A 19538-nucleotide genomic window follows, 5' to 3' on the forward strand; every position below is an offset into this window, starting at 1 on the left:
CCAAGAGACCGGCGGCGGAAATGGCCGGGATTTTACCTGTTAGCCCGCCGTTAAGTTGCCGCCCCTAGTCTCCGGGGGACGGGAACAGGTGACAGCAGAAAGGCGCGCCCATGACCATCTCTTCGTCTCTGAACGCCGGTGTCTCGGGGCTGACGGCCAATGCCAGCAGGCTGGCGGCGATCTCCGACAATATCGCCAATTCCTCGACCTACGGCTATCGCCGGGCCGAGACGGAGTTCAACGCGCTGGTGATGACCGACGGCGGGCGGTCCTACACGGCGGGCGGCGTCATGTCCTCGAACATGCGGGTAATCGACCAGAAGGGCTCGCTGGTGACCACGGGCAATGCCACCGATCTTGCCGTGCGGGGCAGGGGGATGCTGCCCGTCGTCGGCGGCCCGCAATACCAGGCGAACCCGACCGAGCCCGAGCTTCTGCTCACGTCCACCGGCTCCTTCCGCATCAACGAGGAAGGCTATCTCGCCAATGAACTCGGCTATTTCCTCATGGGTTGGCCGGCGGACATCGACGGCACCATCCCGAATTTTCCGCGCGATACGGTCGACGGGCTCGAGCCGGTGCGCTTCAGCCTCAACCTGCAGGGCGACCCGACCACAGCGGTGGAAATGAGCCTGAACCTGCCTGCCACAGCCACCATGTCCGATTCCGAAGGGTCGTCCGAGACGCTTTCGGTGGAATATTTCGACAATCTCGGCGTGTCGCAAAATATCGCGATGACCTTCACGCCTACGGTGCCGGCCACCGGCATGTCGAACGAATGGACCATCGTGATGACCGATTCCGCCTCCGCTGGCGCGGTGATTGGCGAATATGTGGTCACCTTCGACGACACCCGCGCGGCCGGCGGCAAGATCAGCGCGGTGACCACCGTTTCCGGCGGCGCCTATGACGCCACGACGGGCAAGATGACGGTCACCGTCGACGGCGGGCCGATCGAGGTCGACATCGGCGCGGTCGGCGACAGCATCGGCCTGTCGCAGCTCTCCAACAGCTTTGCCCCGATCTCCATCGCCAAGGACGGCTCGCCGGTGGGCAACATGGTCTCGGTCGAGGTGGATGAGAATGGCTTCGTCAACGCGCTCTACGACAGTGGGGTGAGCAAGACGCTCTACCAGATCCCGCTCGCCGACCTGCCGAATCCGAACGGCATGATCCCGATGGACAACCAGACCTTCAAGCCCTCGCCGGAAAGCGGCTCCTACTTCCTCTGGGACGCGGGCGATGGGCCGACCGGCGATATCAAGTCCTACGCGCGCGAGGAATCCACCACCGACGTGGCGCATGAGCTGACCGACATGATCCAGACGCAGCGTGCCTATTCCTCCAACGCCAAGGTGATCCAGACGGTCGCATTGTCCTTGGCGCTCGCGACGCTCTTGCCTGTCGAGATTTCTCCCTGCGTGTTGGCGAGGTTCATATTGATGGTCTTGAGGGTCTGCAGCGCGACCATCGCGCCATTGTTCGTCAGGATGCTAGACATGTTTTTTTCGTCCTTGAATGTGGCGCTTTGCGCCATTCCTGTCTCCGGTCTCGACCCCTTGTCCGGCAGGACATTATCCGGCGGCGCTGATCTGTGCCGCGCGGAGAGGGGCGAAACCTCTCGGGACGTCGTTCTGACGAAGCAGCCAGGAGCCCTGCCCCCCTGCGCCATCCAGCCCTGGATGCCAGCTCACCCTAGAGAGGGAGGTCTTAAGCCAAGCCTAAGTCAGCCGCGAATTTGCCCGGGTGTGGGGTGACAGTGTCTAAAGTTTCTTTTGAATGCGTCCCGTCGGCCCCGGGCCGATGCGCGTCTTGCGTCCGTTCGGATCATAGGTGTCCATCTGCCGGATCAGCCGCTGCCAGGTACCGAGCCTGCCCTGCGCCGCGGTGAGCCCCTGCAGCGCCATCCCCAGCAGCCTCTGGTTGCGGCGCAGGGCGGCAAGAAGCCTTGGCGCGTGCTGCTGCAGGCGCGACGGTTGCGCTGCATAGAGGTCAAGGTAGGTTTGCTTCTTGCGCGCAAGCTCGGGAAGCTCCCCGAGCTCTCCGGCGAGCAGGGCGCGCCTTTCGGCTTCGAGCAGGGCAAGAAGCCCGGTTTCCGCCGGCTCGCCGGGGGGGGGGGGCGACGGGATCCGGCGGTCATGGTGCCCGTGTCGTCCGGCTGGGCGGGGTCGGCAGGAGGACCACCGTGTCCGCGAGCCGGTTGGCGTATTCGTCGCGCAAGAAGGACGCGAATTGCGCCTCTCCCGCGCCGCCGCCGAAGAGGCCGCGCGTTTCGAAGGCCCTCGAGAACTGCAGCATCTGGGAGATGAACAATCGGTTCAGCTGGGCGTTCGCTGCCGCTGCCGCCCGGCCCGTTGGATTTGTCATGCAATCGCTCCGGTCGAATCTACTGAAGGCTCTCGACGATGCTTAAAATGGTTTCGGTAAAGGTATTCTTAGCGGGTGGCCGGATATCGTCGTCGAGGATCGGATGACCAGGGGTCGACAGAATGTTCCCGATGCAGGCGATGTTTCCAACTCCGCAGGGTCCTCGATCCGCTGGCGCCATCACGCCACAGGTGGAGTTGCCGCTGCGCGAGAGGCCTCCATCTGGCGATGTCCCGGCCGACTTCCTGACAGCCTTTCGCGGCTTTGGGACGACCGGGCGACCGAATGCCCCTGCGGTCGAATCGCCGGAGGTGGAGGAGGGGGAAGACCCGGTCGCGTCCGAAGGTCCTGAGGAGTCCTCTGAAGAAACGGAACCGGACGGGATGGTGCTCGCGCATCGCGATACGGGACGGGATGTCTTGCCTGCTATAGATCATGCGTTCGGGGTGACGGGTGTCGCGGTTGCAAGGGCGCGGCAGGACCCCGAGACCGGGGGACCGCAGGAAGCAAGGCGCGGCTGGACAGCACAGTCCCAGACCGCGGACCCAGCGGTGGAGGCACTGTTCAGCGACGGCGGGACCAGACCTCGCGCGCGCTTTGCGGAGCGTGGTCACGCAGGGGGCTTGGGGGTGACCCAACTTGAAATTGCGGAACCGCCTGCCTCTGGGCGCCTCTTTGGCGTTTCGACTCCCGAGGGCCGCTCGACAAGGAAGCTTCCGTCCACACGCGAGGTCGGGGTGGTGAAAGCCGAGCAGTGCCTCGCTGCACCCGACAGCGTCGCCCGCACCACGCCTGAAGGTTCGGCACCCCGCGAGTCTCGCCATTTGCACATCGGTGCGAGCGGCAGCCTCCTGCCGGAGGCGCAAACCGCGTCCAACGTTCACATGTTGGCCTCCTTCGGCACCCGCCCGGCGTCGGCCGTTCGCGAAGGGGAGGCCACTTCCGGGTCCCGAAGTTTCAATCAATCTGTGCGGGGTCTCATCGGGTTTCAGACCGATTCGGGTAGACCAGGCGATTCCAGTTCCACAAAGCTTGAAGGAACCTCTGAGATAGGGCCGAGGCCGGAACAGGGGATCGGAGCACAAACCATCGAGCTTGCACGGATCGGTGACATAGGCATGGTGCCGGAAGGTCCGGAGACGGGGGACCTGCCGGAAGCCCAGGGCAGTTCGAGAGTATCGTCAGGAGGAATTCCCGAGGCCTCGGGCCTATCCGGCGATGCCGCGTCCCTTTCATGGCCCCGCGCTGAGGCGGGTGCTTCACGGGGAAGCCTGCGCCCCCGTCCGGTCGATCGGACTGTCAATTCACCTGTCAGCTCACCTGTCAGCGCAGGGTCGGACGCGGAAATCATTGCAGCGGAGGGGACGCCGGCGCCGGAACGTCTCCAGCGAAAGACGCTCCCTCAAGATGGGCACCGCACAACGGCACACGTTGCGAGAGCTACAGACACTGTGTCGGTCGCGGCGCCTTTGCCCCAGCCAGACGCACGGCAAGAGGAGAGAGTGGCGACCGCGATTGAGAAGACAGAGGTACGGTCGCTGCGTCCCGAAAGCTCGGACGTTCTCCCGGGTGTGTTCGGCAAGGTGAGCGTGGACAATACCCCCGTATCCGCTTCGCGGAGTCCGCCGACCGACACGGCGTCTCTGACATTCGCGCCGGTCCCCCCCGGTGCGGAGCGGGTCATCGGACCGGGAGCGGGAAGGCCGCATGTTGGACGCCGGTTCCTTCGATGGTGTCAGCGAACCGCATGTGGGCGAGCGGCTTCAGACCGCCATGGCGAAAGACGGGGTGGCTCCGAACGAGCAATTGGCCCCGGCTCGCACGCAGCAGCAACCGTCACCTGTCCGGCAGGTCGCCGAGGCAATCATCACGGGACGCGGTAACAAGGTCGAGGTGCAGCTCGAACCCGAGGAACTCGGTCGCGTCAGGTTCCACATGCAGCTTTCCGAGCACGGGATCACCCTGCAGGTGAGCGCTGAACGGCCGGAAACGCTCGATCTGCTGCGCCGGAACGCGGACCAGCTTGCGCGCTTTCTCACCGAGGCTGGGTACCAGGGCGGCAGCCTCAGCTTCTTTGGGCAAAGGCGCGGGGGTGGCACGTCGCGGGGGCGGACGGGCGGACCCGAGGCCGGCCTCCCCGACATGGCGGCGGCGCAAGGTGCATCTCCGACGGCGGCCCCTGGCCCGGTTCCGTCGGCAGGGCTCGACCTCAGGCTCTAGGAAGGGGAGATAGACATGGATACTTCAACTGTGGCCCAGACCACTGCGGGCACACCGAGTTCGGCTGCGAGCACGAGCAGCAAGGCAACGCTCACCAGCGATTTCGACACATTCCTGAAGATGCTGACCACCCAGGCCCAGAACCAGGATCCCTTTAACCCGGTCGATGCCACGGAATACGCCTCGCAGCTCGCCAGCTTTTCGGCGGTGGAGCAGCAGGTGCTGACCAACGATCTCCTGACCGGGCTGACCAGCCTCGCCAGCGATGGCGGGTTCGAGCGGCTGGCCTCCTGGATCGGGCTTGAGTCGCTGGTCCCGGGGGGGCGCCTATTTCGACGGCTCCACGGTCGCCTTTGACGTCGAGGTGCCGGAGGATGCGCAGAGTGCGATCCTCGTGCTCCGCGATTCGAGTGGCACTCTGCGGAACAAGGTGTCGCTCGTGCCGGGGAGTGCGAGGTATCTCTGGGACGGGACGGACCTTAGTGGCGCGACGCTGCCGGAAGGGCTGTATCAGGCCGAGGTCGAGCTTTACCAGGACGGTGTGCTTACCGAGACACTGCCGGCGCAATCCTACATGCGCATCGATGAGGTGCGCCGGTCGGAAGAGGGCTTTGTGCTGACGCTGCAGGGAGGCTGGCAGATCGGGGCGAGCGAGATCGCGGCGCTGCGCCACCCGGCGAGCTGACCGGGCGGCGCAGAACGGCTGATCAGAAGATCGACAGGAGGATGAGCGTGATCCCGGCACCGGAAATCAGCCCCCCGATGCCCCAGCCGAGCCGCCGTACCCACTTCGACTCGAGCTCGTCGGCGAGCCCTTGCGTCTGCCGGATCAGCGCCTCTTCGACGAGCCCGGGCAGGCGCGGGCCGAAGCGGGCCATCACCCGCGCCGTCTTGGCGAAATCGCGCAGCGCGGCGCGTGGGCCGATGGAGGTCTTGATGTATTGCTCGACCACCGGGCGCGCGACGCTCCATATGTTCATGTGAGGGTTGAGAGACCGGGCCACACCTTCGACCACCACCATCGTGCGCTGCAGCAGGATCAGCTCGGTCCGGGTCTGCATGCCGAAGCGTTCAGTCACTTCGAAGAGGTAGTTGAGCAACCGGCCCATAGAGATGCGGGTGGAATCCATGCCGAAGATCGGCTCGCCCACGGCGCGCAGGGCGCGGGCGAATTCGTCGACGTCCTGGTTGGAGGGAACGTAGCCAGCCTCGAAATGCACCTCGGCGACGCGGCGGTAATCGCGGCGGATGAAACCGTAGAGAATCTCGGCGTAGACCCGGCGGGTGTACTCGTCGATATGCCCCATGATGCCGAAGTCATAGGCGATGATATCGCCGTTCGGCGCCACCTTCAGGTTGCCCTGGTGCATGTCGGCGTGGAAGAAACCGTCGCGCAGCGCGTGGTTGAGGAAGAGCTGAAGCACCCGCTCGCTGAGCGCCACGCGGTCGTGGCCGGCGGCATCGATGGCCTCGTTGTCGCCGAGCGGTACGCCCTCGGCCCAGCTCATCGTCATTACGCGGCGGCCCGACAGACCCCAGACCACCTCGGGAAGCTGGAATCCCTCGTCGTCCACGGTGTTGGCCGCGAATTCGCTGGCCGAGGCGCTTTCCAGCCGCAGGTCCAGCTCGCCGTTCACCACGCCCTCGAAATGGGCGATGACGTCGCGCGGGCGCAACCGGCGCGAGGCGGGCGAGAGGAAGTTGATCGCATCGGCGGCCAGCCAGAAGGCGTCGATATCCTTGCGGAAGGCGCGCTCGATCCCGGGGCGCAGCACCTTCACCGCGACGGTTTCGCCGGTCTCGGCGAGGCGCGCCTTGTGCACCTGCGCGATGGAGGCGGCGGCGACCGGTGGGCTGAATTCGGAGAAGACCTCGTCGACCTTGACGCCGAGCTCGGTCTCGACCTGCGCCTTGGCGGCCTCGACCGGGAAGGGTGGCAGCTTGTCCTGCAACACGCGCAACTGGTTGGCGAGCTCTTCGCCGACCACGTCGGGGCGGGTCGAGAGGACCTGGCCGAACTTGATGTAGGCCGGGCCGAGCGCCGAGAGCGCGCGGGTCACCGGCGGCATTGCCGGGTCACCCTCGTACCCCAACCACTTGAAGGGCCAGGCGAGGACGCGGGCAGCCGCGCGCAGGGTCGGCGGGGCCTCCACGGCGTCGAGCACCACGCGCATCGCGCCCGTGCGCTCGAAGGTGGCGCCGGTGCGCACCAGCCGCCAGATGTTGTGCGGACCCTTCATGTCAGATCTTCCAGCCCGAGTGCAGGCAGGCGATCCCCATGCTCAGGTTGCGGTACTTGGCGTTGCCGAAGCCCGCCGAGCGCACCATTCCGAGGAAGGTTTCCTGGTCGGGGAACTTGCGGATCGATTCCACCAGGTACTGGTAGCTGTCGCGGTCGCCCGCGATCACCTGGCCCATGCGCGGGATCAGGTTGAAGGAATAAAGGTCGTAGACCTTCTGCATCAGCTCGTTGGGGATCTGGCTGAATTCCAGCACCATCAGCCGCCCGCCGGGTTTCAGCACGCGGAAGGCCTCGTTCAGCGCCTCCTGCGGACGGGTCACGTTCCGGATGCCAAAGGAAATCGTGTAGACGTCAAAGGTGTTGTCGGCGAAGGGCAGGGCCATCGCGTCACCCACCGCCCAGTCGAGCTGCTCGGCCATGGCGCCCGCTTCGGCGCGCTTGCGGCCCTCGACCAGCATCGGCTCGGTCAGGTCGCAGACCGTGGCGTGACCATGGCCGGCGCGCTTGAGGAAGCGGAAGGAGATGTCGCCGGTGCCGCCCGCCACGTCGAGCAGTTTCTGCCCGGGGCGGGGTGCCAGCCAGTCCATCATCGCATCCTTCCAGATGCGGTGAATGCCGAAGGACATGGCATCGTTCATCACGTCGTATTTCGACGCGACCGAGCCGAAGACGCCGCGCACGCGGCCGGCCTTCTCTTCCTCAGGGATGTCGGTGAACCCGAAGTGGGTGGTTTTTCCGGTCTCTTTGGTCATGGGCCTTGCCGTCCTGTGTCCGACACTCCTTATAGAGCCCGCGCGCCGCGCTGCAATGCGGCCCATTGGAAAGGATCCGTGATGCCCGAACTTCCCGAGGTGGAAACCGTTCGTGCCGGGTTGGCCCCGGTGATGGAAAACGAGGTGATCGCCGAGGCGAAGGTGAACCGGCCCGACCTGCGCTGGCCCTTCCCCGAGCGCATGGCCGAGCGGCTGACCGGCGCGCGGGTTCTGCGGCTGCGGCGGCGGTCCAAGTACATCCTCGCCGACCTCGACACCGGCGAGACGCTGCTGATCCACCTTGGCATGTCTGGGCGGATGCTGGTCTCGGGCGATCCGCTGGGGCGTTTCGTGCATGACCACCCGGCGCCGGAAAAACATGATCACGTGGTCTTCGAGATGGCCAGCGGCGCGCGGGTGACCTTCAACGACCCGCGACGCTTCGGGGCGATGGATCTCATGCTGACCGCCACCGCCGAGGCGCATCCGCTGCTGGCGGCGATCGGGCCCGAGCCTTTGGGCAATGAGTTCAGCGAATCCCATCTGATCGCCGCGCTGAAGGGGCGCAGCATGCCGATCAAGACCGCGCTGCTCGACCAGAAGATTGTTGCCGGTCTGGGGAATATCTACGTCTGCGAAGCTCTCTTCCGCGCCGGTATCCTTCCTTCACGCCGCGTCAACCGAATTTCCGAAAAGCGCATTGCGGCGCTTGTTCCGATCATCCGGCAGGTGTTGACCGACGCCATCGCCGCAGGTGGCTCCTCGCTCAAGGATTTCAGACAAGCCGATGGAGAACTTGGATATTTTCAGCACAGCTTCGATGTGTACGGGCGTGAGGGGCAGCCCTGCCGAGGGGAGGGTTGCGCTAACGAAGTACACCGAATCGTGATCTCGGGGCGGTCTTCTTTCTACTGTCCGAGCTGCCAAAGATAACTTGATTGCAGGGGTCAAGTTGGTAAGGCTGCGCGACAATGCCAACGGACGGGAGCCCGAAAGTCATGGCCTATGAGACGATTATCGTCGAAGTAGACGACGACGTTGCCACTATTACCCTGAACCGCCCGGACGCCCTCAATGCGCTGAACAGCCAGCTTCTTGGCGAGCTCGCGCAGGCGCTGACTGAGGCGGATGCCAATGACAAGGTGCGCTGCATCATCCTGACCGGCTCGGCCAAGGCCTTTGCCGCCGGGGCCGATATCAAGGAGATGTCGGAAAAGTCCTTCGTCGAGATGTTCCTCGGCGATTTCTTCGAGCCGGCCACCGAGGCCGTCGCGAAGGTGCGCAAGCCTGTGATCGCCGCGGTGAGCGGCTACGCCCTGGGTGGCGGCTGCGAACTGGCGATGATGTGCGACTTCATCATCGCGTCGGAAACCGCGAAGTTCGGCCAGCCCGAGATCAACCTCGGCGTCATCGCCGGGATCGGCGGCACGCAGCGCCTGCCGCGCTACGTCGGCAAGGCCAAGGCCATGGATATGCACCTGACGGGGCGCTTCATGGATGCCGAAGAAGCGGAGCGCTCGGGGCTGGTGAGCCGCGTCGTGCCGGTCAAGCAGCTGATGGAAGAGGCGCAGAGCGCCGCGGCGAAGATCGCCGAGAAATCTATGCTGGCATCGATCGCCGCCAAGCAGGCAGTGAATCGCGCCTTCGAGACCACGTTGGACGAGGGGCTGCTCTTCGAGCGTCGCCTGTTCCATTCGCTCTTTGCCACCGAGGACCAGAAGGAAGGCATGTCGGCCTTCCTCGAGAAGCGGACGCCGCAGTTCCGCGACCGCTGAGGCCCCTGGGCCGTCTGCCGGGCCTGTCCCCGCGGGGACAGGCCTTTTTCATGTCCGGGCCACTCAGGACTGCAGCGGGCCGCGCGTCTGGCGGATCGCTTCCTGGATGGCGCGCCAGGTCTGTGCCTCCTCTGCGGCACCCCTGCGCTCGTTCTCGCGCACCTTTGCGGCGGCCTCGGCTTCGGCGCGGGCGCCATGCGCCCGGTAGAGGGCCTGTGCGGCCTCGTTGATCTGCATCGCGTTCATGGCTGACTCCTCCTTTCAGTCTGAAGCGTCCCGCGGCCGGGGCCGTGGGAAGGTGATCCTAGCCGATTCTCCCCCAAATCCCCAAGAAGTGCCGCAGGGGCCTTTGCAACCGGCGGAAAATGGGCTATGCGCCCGCCCTACATGCGTGTGATGCCCGCTCAGGCAAGAATCGGTCCGGCGACGACAGATCCGGGTCTGGTGGATATTGCACGTCCGAAATTCAGACCCAGGCCTTGTCGGCCACAGACACACAGGACCGATCATCATGGCAAATACGCCCCAGTCCAAGAAGCGCGCACGTCAGAACGAAAAGCGTTACGCCGTCAACAAGGCACGCCGTTCGCGCATCCGTACCTACCTGCGCAAAGTCGAGGAAGCGATCGCTTCGGGCGACAAGGACGCAGCCACCGCAGCTCTCGCCGCAGCTCAGCCCGAACTGATGCGCGGCGTGACCAAGGGTGTCTTCCACAAGAACACTGCTTCGCGCAAAATGTCGCGCCTCTCCTCGCGGGTGAAGGCGCTCGCCTGAACACGTCAATTGTCAGGCTGAAATGACACACTCAATAGGTGTGTGATCGAAAAGGCATCGCCATCGGTGGTGCCTTTTTTCATGACTCACACCATATTTTGAAGGCCGAGATTCTTTTTTTCGGATTCCATTGAGTCAAGTTTGAAGTTCGGTTGCTGCTCTTCTCGGAACAGGAGTAATTTCATCGAGCGAGTCACATCGCTGGGGGGACAGGCAATCGGGGACCACGCCACGGGTATCGTGGAAATGTCTTCGTCGCTTCGGTCGTCTGATCATCAGGACGCCGAAATCGGGGTGAATTCATCCTGCCAGTCCAATTGTAAAATGGGTGAGTAGCGCGCCTTGCTGGGTCGCTTCGGGATGCTGGGAGTCCCGGGGAGTCCTTCTGCGTTCTATTTCACTGGGACAGAGACTTCTCTTCCTGACCCATGCCTTTCGGCATGGGGCCTGCTTTTGCTTCCCGTCGGTGACTCAATTGGGCGCGTGTGTGTGTGTTGCCCAGAGGGACATAGGAAGAACCGGTGAAGAGACGGAGCGGGGATAAATGACGCAGGAACAATGGGGCGCGCTGCAAGACAGGCTGAGCAGCACGATCGGGGAAAACAACTACCGAACCTGGATCAAGCCCCTCGAATATAAAGGTCTGGAAGCCGACGGGGTGGCGGTCTTCCTTGCACCGACGAATTTTATTGGCACCTATGTGTCGCAGAATTTCGGAGACCTGCTGCTGTCGCAGATCTCCACGCTGGATTCGCAGGTACGCCGCCTGCAATTCCGGGTCAGCAACGCGCCGCGTCCGGCAGCGGGCCGTCCGAGCCCGCGCCCGGTCTCGGCGCAGCCGGAGCAGCCGGCCCAGGCCAATGCAGCCAACGGCCACTCCGCACAGGGCGGAAGTGACCTGCTGCCGAGCGCGCCGCTCGATGCGCGCTTCACCTTCGATAATTTCATCGTCGGCAAGCCCAACGAGCTCGCCCATGCCGCCGCGCGTCGCGTGGCCGAGGCCGAGACCGTGACCTTCAACCCGCTGTTCCTTTACGGCGGCGTGGGTCTCGGCAAGACGCACCTGATGCACGCGATCACCTGGGAGCTGCGCAACCGCCGCCCTGACCTGAACGTGCTGTATCTCTCGGCAGAGCAGTTCATGTACCGCTTCGTGCAGGCCCTGCGTGAGCGCCGCATGATGGACTTCAAGGAGCTGTTCCGGTCGGTCGACGTGCTGATGGTCGATGACGTGCAGTTCATCGCCGGCAAGGACTCGACGCAGGAAGAGTTCTTCCACACGTTCAACGCCTTGGTGGACCAGAACAAGCAGATCGTCATCTCGGCGGATCGCGCGCCGGACGAAATCAAGGATCTCGAGAACCGCATCCGCTCGCGCCTGCAGTCCGGCCTCGTGGTCGACCTGCACCCGACGGATTACGAGCTGCGTCTCGGCATCCTGCAGTCGAAGGTCGACACCTATCGCAAGCAGTATCCGTCGCTGCAGCTCGACGCGGGCATCCTCGAGTTCCTGGCACACCGCATCTCCACGAACGTGCGCGTGCTAGAAGGTGCGCTGACGCGGCTCTTCGCCTTCGCCTCGCTGGTTGGTCAACCGATCACCATGGAACTGACGCAGGACTGCCTTGCGGACGTGCTGCGCGCCTCGGACCGCAAGATCTCGATCGAGGAGATCCAGCGCAAGGTCGCGGATCACTACAACATCCGCCTCAGCGACCTGATTGGCCCGAAGCGCGTGCGCAACTTCGCCCGCCCTCGCCAGGTGGCGATGTACCTGTGCAAGCAGCTCACTGCCCGCTCGCTTCCCGAGATCGGCCGCCGCTTCGGCGGGCGCGACCACACCACGGTCATGCACGGGGTGAAGCGGATCGAGGAACTGCGCATGCAGGACAGCCAGATCGCCGACGATATCGAGCTGCTGCGCCGCGCGCTGGAAGCCTGAGACCGCACGACCACATTTGGGAACGGGGCTGCCCTCGGGCTGCCCCGCGGCCTTGACGCTGCAGACAATCCATCGGATCAATCAGCAAAACAATTTGGAGTAGCTTCGCAGATCCGCCAAGCTGCCCCTTCGGCTAACCGAGGAACAGGGCGATGAAAGTCAGCATAGAACGGGCGACGCTGCTCAAGGCAGTCAGCCAGGCACAGTCGGTGGTCGAACGCCGGAACACCATTCCGATCCTGGCCAACGTGCTGATCGAGGCCGAGGGCAACGCCGCCAGCTTCCGCGCCACCGATCTCGACATCGAAGTGCTCGACCGCGCCCCCGCGGTGGTCGAACAGGCCGGGGCCACCACCGTTTCGGCGGTGACCCTGCACGAGATCGTCCGCAAGCTGCCCGACGGCGCGCTGGTTCAACTGACCGCCGACAATGCCGCCGGCCGCCTGACCGTGGCTGCGGGCCGCTCGAACTTCAGCCTCGCGACGCTGCCGAAGGAAGACTTCCCGGTCATGGCATCGTCCGAGTACTCGTCGAACTTCACCGCCAAGGCCGAGGTCCTGCGCCGCCTCTTCGACAAGTCGAAGTTCGCCATCTCGACCGAGGAAACCCGCTACTACCTCAACGGCGTCTACATGCATGTCGCCGAGAGCGAGGACGGCCGGGTGCTGCGCTGCGTCGCCACCGACGGTCACCGCCTTGCCCGCATCGACGCGCCGCTGCCCGCCGGGGCCGAGATGATGCCCGGCGTCATCGTGCCCCGCAAGACCGTGGGCGAGCTGCGCAAGCTGCTCGAAGAGGACGACATGGACATCGCCGTCTCGGTCTCGGAAACCAAGGTGCGCTTCGCCACGCCCGACATCACGCTGACCTCCAAGGTCATCGACGGCACCTTCCCCGACTATTCGCGCGTCATCCCGATGAACAACACTCGCCGGCTCGAGGTCGACGCTGGCGAATTCGCCAAGGCGGTGGACCGCGTCGCGACCGTTTCGTCGGAGCGGTCGCGCGCCGTGAAGCTGCAGCTCGACGAGGACCGGCTGATCCTCTCGGTCAATGCGCCGGACAGCGGTGCCGCCGAGGAAGAGCTGGCCGTGGCCTATGGTGACGAGCCGCTGGAGATCGGCTTCAACGCGAAATACCTGCTGGAGATCGCCAGCCAGGTCGACCGCGAGAACGCCGTCTTCATGTTCAACTCCTCGGGCGATCCGACCCTGATGCGCGAAGGCACCGACACCTCGGCCGTCTACGTCGTCATGCCGATGCGGGTCTGACGTTCCCGTCTCGAGCATCCGATCGTCATCGAAAGGCAGGGGCTGTGCTTCTGCCTTTCATGATTCCGGAAATACCCCCTTTCGCGGGGGCGATCCCCGCGCTACCGCCTGAGCCATGTCCCTGCATCTCACCCGCCTCACGCTCTCGCACTTCCGCTCCCACAGGGACGCCTCGGTCGAGGTGGATGCGCGGCCCGTGGCGCTCTACGGGCCAAACGGCGCGGGCAAGACCAACCTGATCGAGGCGGTCTCGCTGTTCTCTCCGGGGCGGGGCATGCGCCGGGCCTCGGCGCAGGAGATGGTGCGCCGCCCCGAGGCGCTCGGGTGGAAGATCGAGGGGCTGCTGCAGACCGGCGACGCGCTGCACGAGGTCAGCTTCCGCTCGGAGGCCGGTGCCGCGCGGCAGGTGCAGATCGACGGCAAGGCCGCGCCGCAGGTGGCGCTTGGACGGTTGGCGCGCGTGCTCTGGCTGATCCCCTCGATGGACCGGTTGTGGATCGAGGGCCCGGAGGGGCGGCGGCGCTTCCTCGACCGGATGACGCTGAGCTTCTTTCCCGACCACGCCGAGCTGACGCTCGGCTACGAGAAGGCCATGCGCGAGCGCAACCGGCTGCTGCGCGACCAAGTGCGCGACGGCTTCTGGTACGCGGCGCTCGAGGGGCAGATGGCGGAGGCCGGTGCGGCGCTGCAGGCCAATCGCCGCGCGGCGCTGGCGCGACTGGCCGAGGCTCAGGCCGGGGCGGAGACGCAATTCCCCACCGCCGAGCTCGAACTGGTGGATGCCGACACACCCATGCCCGAGGAAACCGCCGCGCTGCGCGCCGCGCTCGAGGCCAGCCGTCCGCGTGACCTGGCGGCCGGGCGGACGCTGGTCGGGCCGCATCGCGCCGACCTGCGGGGTGTGTTCGCCGCCAAGGGGGTGCCCGCCGAGGATTGCTCGACCGGCGAGCAGAAGGCGCTGCTGATCTCGCTCATTCTCGCCAACGCCCGCGCCTTGGCGCAGGAGACCGGCGCGGCGCCGATCCTGCTGCTCGACGAGGTGGCGGCGCATCTCGACGCGGCCCGCCGCGCGGCGCTCTATGACGAGATCTGCGCGCTGGGGGCGCAGGCCTGGATGACCGGCACCGGGCCGGAGCTTTTCGCGGAATTGGGGGAGCGCGCGCAGCACCTCGAAGTCACCGAGCGGGACGGGCAATCATTGGTTGAAAACCGCCCGGTTTGACACCAAATCTTGTGTCTGCGGCGTGACAATCCTGCCTGAACACCGTATAAAACCTACAAAAATCATGAAGGATCGCGGCATGGCCGAACCGGCAAGCGCACCGCAGGAATACGGCGCGGATTCCATCAAAGTTCTCAAAGGCTTGGAAGCTGTCCGCAAACGCCCCGGCATGTACATCGGGGACACGGATGACGGCTCGGGCCTGCACCACATGGTCTACGAGGTCGTGGATAACGGCATTGACGAGGCTCTGGCGGGTCACGCGGACTCTGTCCGGGTGAAAATCCACGCCGACAACTCGGTATCGGTGCGCGACAACGGCCGCGGTATTCCTGTCGATCTGCACCAGGAAGAGGGCGTCTCGGCAGCCGAGGTCATCATGACCCAGCTGCACGCAGGCGGCAAGTTCGACCAGAACTCCTACAAGGTCTCGGGCGGTCTGCACGGCGTCGGCGTCTCGGTGGTGAACGCGCTGTCGGTCTGGCTGGAGCTGCGCATCTGGCGTAATGGCAAGGAACATTACGCGCGCTTCGAGCATGGCGATACGGTCGAGCATCTGCGCGTTGTCGGCGACGCCGAGGGCGAGCAGGGCACCGAGGTGCGCTTCCTTGCCTCCACGGACACTTTCAGCAACCTCGAGTACAGCTTCGAAACGCTGGAAAAGCGCCTGCGCGAGCTGGCCTTCCTCAACTCGGGTGTGCGCATCATCCTTGAGGACGAGCGCCCCGCCGAGCCGCTGAAGACCGAGCTGCACTACGAAGGCGGCGTGAAGGAGTTCGTGAAGTACCTCGACCGCTCCAAGCAGCCGGTGATGACCGACCCGATCTACATGACCGGGGAGAAGGACGGTATCGGCGTCGAGATCGCCATGTGGTGGAACGACAGCTACCACGAGAACGTGCTGCCCTTCACCAACAACATTCCCCAGCGCGACGGCGGCACCCACGTGGCCGGTTTCCGCGGCGCGCTGACCCGCACGATCAACAACTACGCGCAGGCCTCGGGCATCGCCAAGAAGGAGAAGGTCTCCTTCACCGGTGACGACGCCCGCGAGGGTCTGACCTGCGTGCTTTCGGTGAAGGTGCCGGATCCGAAGTTCAGCTCGCAGACCAAGGACAAGCTCGTGTCGTCCGAGGTGCGCCCGGCGGTCGAGAGCCTGATGAACGAGCGTCTCGCCGAGTGGTTCGAGGAGAACCCCAACGAGGCCAAGCAGATCGTCGGCAAGATCGTCGAGGCGGCGCTGGCCCGCGAGGCCGCGCGCAAGGCGCGCGAACTGACCCGCCGCAAGACCGCGATGGACGTGAACTACCTTGCCGGCAAGCTCAAGGACTGCTCCGAGAAGGACCCCTCCAAGACCGAACTCTTCATCGTCGAGGGTGACTCCGCAGGCGGTTCGGCGCAGACCGGGCGGGATCGCGGTACGCAGGCGATCCTGCCGCTGAAGGGCAAGATCCTCAACGTCGAGCGCGCGCGCTTCGACCGGATGCTCGGCAGCCAGGAGATTGGCAACCTGGTGATGGCGCTCGGCACCGGCATCGGCCGCGACGAGTTCAACATCTCCAAGCTGCGCTATCACAAGATCATCCTGATGACCGACGCCGACGTCGATGGCGCGCACATCCGGACGCTGCTGCTGACCTTCTTCTATCGGCAGATGCCGGAGCTGATCGAGGGCGGATATCTCTACATCGCGCAGCCGCCCCTCTATAAGGTGACCCGCGGCAAGTCCGAGGTCTACGTGAAGGACCAGAACGCGCTCGACGAGTACCTGATCAACCAGGGCATCGACGGCGCCAGCCTCAAGCTCGGCAACGGCGAGGTTATCGCCGGTCAGGACCTCGTGCGGGTGATCGACGAGGCACGCCAGCTCAAGCGCGTGCTGGATGCCTTCCCGACGCATTACCCGCGCCACATCCTCGAGCAGGCAGCCATCGCCGGCGGCTTCGTGCCCGGCGCGGTGGAATCGGACCTGCAGGGCGTCGCCGACAAGGTGGCGCAGCGGCTCGACCTGATTGCGCTGGAGTATGAAAAGGGCTGGCAGGGCCGGATCACCCAGGACCGCGGCATCCGTCTCGCGCGCATCCTGCGCGGGGTCGAAGAAGTCCGCACGCTGGACGGCGCCATGCTCCGCTCGGGCGAGGCGCGCCGTACCGGCAGCTTCACCCAAGCGCTACAGGCGGTCTACAGCACCCCCGCGACGCTCGAGCGCAAGGATCGCCGCCAGGCAGTCTACGGGCCGCTCGACCTGCTGAAGGCGATCCTCGAAGAGGGTGAAAAGGGCCTCGCGCTGCAGCGCTACAAGGGTCTGGGCGAGATGAACCCGGGCCAGCTCTGGGAAACCACGCTCGACCCCGATGCCCGCACGCTCCTGCAGGTAAAGATCGACGATATGGCCGAGGCCGACGATCTCTTTACCAAGCTGATGGGCGATGTGGTGGAGCCGCGCCGCGAGTTCATCCAGCAGAACGCGCTGAGCGTGGAGAACCTCGACTTCTGATCCTGTCGGAAGGTTGGAATTGAGAACGGCGCGCAGGAGACTGCGCGCCGTTTTCCGTTCCCGGGGAGGGGTGCTGGCTTACCGCCGGGCGAAGTCTTCCAGCAGCATCGGGAAGTCCTTCTCGGGCGGAAATTCCGCGTAGCTGTGTCGTGCCGGGGTCTGCGCCCAGTCCAGCTTGTCGCGGGTCATCGTCTCGATGAACGGCAGGCTCCATTCGGGCACGTCGAACATCACGGGACGCAGGTTCACGAAGGCCTCGACCCCGGTGATCCGGGTGAACATCCACGTCCCGCACTCGGGGCACATGTAGTGGTCAAGCTGCGGACCCTTGATCCCGCCCTTCACCGGCGCCCCGGCGATCACCCGGAACCCGTCCGGAGGCACCATCATGGTCAGGGAAAAGGCGCTGGCGCTCATCTTCTGGCAGCCGCGGCAATGGCAGGCGGCGGTCATCATCGGAGGCTTGCTCACCTCGAGCTGCAGCGCGCCGCAGCGGCAGCTGCCGATCTGGGGAAGCTCGGTCATCGCGCTCTCCTTTCGCGTCGGTCGGGGTAGAGAAAAAGCCGGCCCCGGGGCCGGCTTTCTGATCTCACTCGGTCCGCAGGCTGGCGGCCGATTCCTTGATGGCGTCATATTGCCCGCCGGGGCGGAAGCGCCACAGGTAGTCGGGCATCACCGCCTCGGGCGCGACCGGGGGGGATTCCGAGATCGGCCAGCCCCTTGGCACCTTCGGACACCACGTTGTCCTTGCGAAGCATCACCACCTGGTCGCGGGTGATCGGCGCGGTGAACAGCCCACCGGTGAGCCGTTGCAGGAATTCCGAAACGCCGCCGATCACCGAGGCCAGCCCATACGGCAGGTTCACCAGCATCTTGCGGCGGCGGATGACGGTCAGCATCTCCTCGATAAAGGCGCGGAAGCTCTTCACTTCGGGCCCGCCAAGCTCGTAGACGCCCGGGGCGGCCACGCCGGTAAGCCCTTTCTCGGCGGCTTCGGCCACGTTGTCCACGTAGACCGGCTGGAAACTGCGCTCCGCGCCCACCAGCGCCAGCACCGGACCCATCCGCGACATCGAGGCGAAACGGTTGAAGAACTGGTCCTCCATCCCGAAGATCACCGAGGGGCGCAGGATCATCGCGCCGGGGAAGGCGGCCAGCACGGCCTCTTCGCCGAGCGCCTTGGTGCGGGCGTAGCCGCTCTTGCTTTCCTTGTCGGCGCCGATCGCCGAGATATGCACCAGCGCATCGACGCCCTGCTCGCCGGCAATGCGCGCGATGCGGCCCGCCCCTTCGACCTGCACGGCATCGACGTTGTTCTTGCCGCGGGTGGCGAAGGTGCCGACGCAGTTCACTACGGCATCGGCGCCCTGCATCACGGCGCGCACCGACTCGTCGTCGCGGATGTTGCAGAACACGGGCTCGACCTGGCCGACCGAGCCATAGGGCTTCACAAAGAGGGCTTCGTTGGGGCGACGGACGGCGACACGGACGCGCCAGCCGAGCTTCGCCATGCGGCGGGCGATATAGCGTCCGACAAATCCGGATCCGCCGTAAATGGTGACGAGCTTGCTCATCTGGCTACTCCTGCTCCGAGGTTCTAGGCCCTTGAATACCGGGCCGTCCGGCACCCGGCAAGGAGGCTCCGTTGGGTAAGTTGCACAAAATGAAAAATCTGCGTTGACACTCCCTGCGGACATATTTAAACGCCCCCTCACCACCTGTGCCCAGGTGGCGGAATTGGTAGACGCGCTGGTTTCAGGTACCAGTGACTTAACGGTCGTGGAGGTTCGAGTCCTCTCCTGGGCACCATCAAACCCCCGTGAAATCTTCGGATTTCACGGGGGTTTTGGTTTTTGGAACTGGTGTCGTGGTCGATGGCCATTGGAGCGAAGCCAGCTCCGGGGTCTTGCGCGGTTCGCCTGTGGCACCTTCCGGAATTCTCAGCGCCAGGGATCCCGGTTTCCGCTCGGCACGCCTGCTATTGGGCGAAGTTCGCGACGGGTCCTATGGTGCCCCTCCCCCAGCGACTCTCTCGACGCGATTGCCGCGCGGGTCTCTCGAGGTCCCTCACGGCCGCACATGTATACGCGCAGAAATCGGTAAGGGTGATCGGTGGCCGGTAAGGGTGATCGGTGGCGCCGGGGCGCTGGGTTCGCCCCGGTTCGAGCTCAGGCCGCTCGGCGGGCTCTCCTCGCTTGATGGTGCTCGTCCAGCCTCGCCACGGCTCTTCCGGGTCTCACTCCCTGCAGGGAAGCGGCCGAACACCGCCCCTTGCGGTCCCGTGTCGTGATGCACGCCATATGAGGGGAGGAGTCGACGCCCTTCCGAGCCCTGATTTTATGCGCCTTCCGGCCTCCGTGCACTTTTTGTGACGAAAAATGAAAAAAGGGGTTGCGGGTCCCGTACGGAGTACGTAAATAGCCCCTCACCGGCGGCGCTGAGGCGCTCGACGGGACGCCAGACGGGGCGGCGGCG

General features: G+C 65.0%; 16 protein-coding genes, 1 tRNA gene and 3 pseudogenes. 12 read left to right on the plus strand and 8 right to left on the minus strand.

Annotated features, from left to right (window positions below; all coding sequences use genetic code 11):
- Window positions 1–110: 110 nt before the first annotated feature.
- Window positions 111–1370: pseudogene (locus CLG85_RS05300) on the plus strand (flagellar hook protein FlgE); the annotation flags it as partial.
- On the opposite strand, the pseudogene CLG85_RS27660 reads toward CLG85_RS05300, so the two are convergent.
- The 3 genes and pseudogenes from CLG85_RS27660 to CLG85_RS05310 all read right to left on the minus strand — a co-directional run.
- Window positions 1361–1501 (minus strand): annotated as a pseudogene (locus CLG85_RS27660) (flagellin N-terminal helical domain-containing protein); the annotation flags it as partial. The pseudogenes CLG85_RS05300 and CLG85_RS27660 sit on opposite strands and share 10 nt — an antisense overlap.
- A 262-nt stretch (window positions 1502–1763) precedes the next feature.
- A complete protein-coding gene (locus CLG85_RS05305; RefSeq protein WP_260348529.1) occupies window positions 1764–1907 on the minus strand; it encodes a hypothetical protein in 144 nt (47 codons plus the stop codon).
- A 229-nt stretch (window positions 1908–2136) separates the two neighbouring features.
- Window positions 2137–2367, minus strand: a complete 231-nt coding sequence (locus tag CLG85_RS05310) for a hypothetical protein (protein ID WP_095882435.1) — start codon at window positions 2365–2367, stop codon at window positions 2137–2139.
- 1707 nt (window positions 2368–4074) lie between these two features.
- On the opposite strand from CLG85_RS05310, the gene CLG85_RS05315 reads away from it, so the two are divergent.
- From CLG85_RS05315 to CLG85_RS05325, 3 genes are read left to right on the plus strand one after another with little or no spacing between them, the layout of a single operon-like run.
- Window positions 4075–4587, plus strand: coding sequence for a flagellar hook-length control protein FliK (locus CLG85_RS05315; protein WP_176476600.1), 513 nt, complete (start codon window positions 4075–4077; stop codon window positions 4585–4587).
- 15 nt (window positions 4588–4602) lie between these two features.
- On the plus strand, window positions 4603–4944 hold the full coding sequence (locus tag CLG85_RS05320; protein ID WP_260348530.1) for a flagellar hook capping FlgD N-terminal domain-containing protein: 342 nt from the start codon (window positions 4603–4605) through the stop codon (window positions 4942–4944).
- Entirely contained in the window at window positions 4889–5272 is a 384-nt protein-coding gene (locus CLG85_RS05325) for a FlgD immunoglobulin-like domain containing protein (protein WP_260348531.1), read from the plus strand. The genes CLG85_RS05320 and CLG85_RS05325 overlap by 56 nt, the downstream gene beginning before the upstream one ends.
- A 22-nt stretch (window positions 5273–5294) precedes the next feature.
- On the opposite strand, the gene ubiB is transcribed toward CLG85_RS05325, so the two are convergent.
- Both ubiB and ubiE read right to left on the minus strand, forming a co-directional pair.
- On the minus strand, window positions 5295–6827 hold the full coding sequence (gene ubiB, locus CLG85_RS05330) for a 2-polyprenylphenol 6-hydroxylase (RefSeq protein WP_095882432.1): 1533 nt from the start codon (window positions 6825–6827) through the stop codon (window positions 5295–5297).
- Window position 6828: 1 nt separating this feature from the next.
- Complete coding sequence (gene ubiE / locus CLG85_RS05335; protein ID WP_095882431.1) at window positions 6829–7581, minus strand: bifunctional demethylmenaquinone methyltransferase/2-methoxy-6-polyprenyl-1,4-benzoquinol methylase UbiE; 753 nt, start codon at window positions 7579–7581, stop codon at window positions 6829–6831.
- A gap of 81 nt (window positions 7582–7662) precedes the next feature.
- Between ubiE and mutM the strand changes: the two genes are divergently transcribed.
- Both mutM and CLG85_RS05345 read left to right on the plus strand, forming a co-directional pair.
- Window positions 7663–8514 carry a bifunctional DNA-formamidopyrimidine glycosylase/DNA-(apurinic or apyrimidinic site) lyase gene (gene mutM, locus CLG85_RS05340; RefSeq protein WP_095882430.1) on the plus strand — a complete coding sequence of 284 codons (852 nt, stop codon included), beginning with the start codon at window positions 7663–7665 and terminating at the stop codon, window positions 8512–8514.
- A 65-nt stretch (window positions 8515–8579) separates the two neighbouring features.
- Window positions 8580–9356: an enoyl-CoA hydratase gene (locus tag CLG85_RS05345; protein ID WP_095882429.1), complete on the plus strand. Its 777-nt coding sequence runs from the start codon at window positions 8580–8582 to the stop codon at window positions 9354–9356.
- 63 nt (window positions 9357–9419) lie between these two features.
- Here CLG85_RS05345 and CLG85_RS05350 read toward each other — a convergent pair whose 3' ends face one another.
- Complete coding sequence (locus tag CLG85_RS05350; RefSeq protein ID WP_095882428.1) at window positions 9420–9602, minus strand: hypothetical protein; 183 nt, start codon at window positions 9600–9602, stop codon at window positions 9420–9422.
- 265 nt (window positions 9603–9867) lie between these two features.
- Here CLG85_RS05350 and rpsT point away from each other — a divergent pair, with 265 nt between their 5' ends.
- From rpsT to gyrB, 5 genes are all read left to right on the plus strand, one after another.
- Window positions 9868–10131 carry a 30S ribosomal protein S20 gene (gene rpsT, locus CLG85_RS05355; RefSeq protein ID WP_092425556.1) on the plus strand — a complete coding sequence of 88 codons (264 nt, stop codon included), beginning with the start codon at window positions 9868–9870 and terminating at the stop codon, window positions 10129–10131.
- A gap of 544 nt (window positions 10132–10675) precedes the next feature.
- Window positions 10676–12073 carry a chromosomal replication initiator protein DnaA gene (gene dnaA / locus CLG85_RS05360; protein WP_095882427.1) on the plus strand — a complete coding sequence of 466 codons (1398 nt, stop codon included), beginning with the start codon at window positions 10676–10678 and terminating at the stop codon, window positions 12071–12073.
- Between the two features lie 152 nt (window positions 12074–12225).
- The gene (dnaN, locus tag CLG85_RS05365) at window positions 12226–13344 is read left to right on the plus strand and encodes a DNA polymerase III subunit beta (RefSeq protein WP_095882426.1); all 1119 of its coding nucleotides are present in this window, start codon (window positions 12226–12228) and stop codon (window positions 13342–13344) included.
- A 115-nt stretch (window positions 13345–13459) separates the two neighbouring features.
- Window positions 13460–14566: a DNA replication/repair protein RecF gene (gene recF, locus CLG85_RS05370; protein ID WP_260348535.1), complete on the plus strand. Its 1107-nt coding sequence runs from the start codon at window positions 13460–13462 to the stop codon at window positions 14564–14566.
- A 79-nt stretch (window positions 14567–14645) separates the two neighbouring features.
- Entirely contained in the window at window positions 14646–17063 is a 2418-nt protein-coding gene (gene gyrB, locus CLG85_RS05375) for a DNA topoisomerase (ATP-hydrolyzing) subunit B (protein WP_260348537.1), read from the plus strand.
- 78 nt (window positions 17064–17141) lie between these two features.
- Here the strand turns inward: gyrB and CLG85_RS05380 are convergent, their stop codons facing one another.
- Together CLG85_RS05380 and CLG85_RS05385 are read right to left on the minus strand one after the other, a co-directional pair.
- Window positions 17142–17588, minus strand: a complete 447-nt coding sequence (locus CLG85_RS05380) for a GFA family protein (protein ID WP_260348538.1) — start codon at window positions 17586–17588, stop codon at window positions 17142–17144.
- Between the two features lie 64 nt (window positions 17589–17652).
- Window positions 17653–18637 (minus strand): annotated as a pseudogene (locus CLG85_RS05385) (complex I NDUFA9 subunit family protein).
- 148 nt (window positions 18638–18785) lie between these two features.
- On the opposite strand from CLG85_RS05385, the gene CLG85_RS05390 reads away from it, so the two are divergent.
- A tRNA-Leu gene (locus CLG85_RS05390) sits at window positions 18786–18872 on the plus strand.
- The last annotated feature ends 666 nt before the right edge of the window (window positions 18873–19538 follow it).

Source organism: Alloyangia mangrovi (assembly GCF_002300555.2).
GTDB lineage: Bacteria > Pseudomonadota > Alphaproteobacteria > Rhodobacterales > Rhodobacteraceae > Salipiger > Salipiger mangrovi.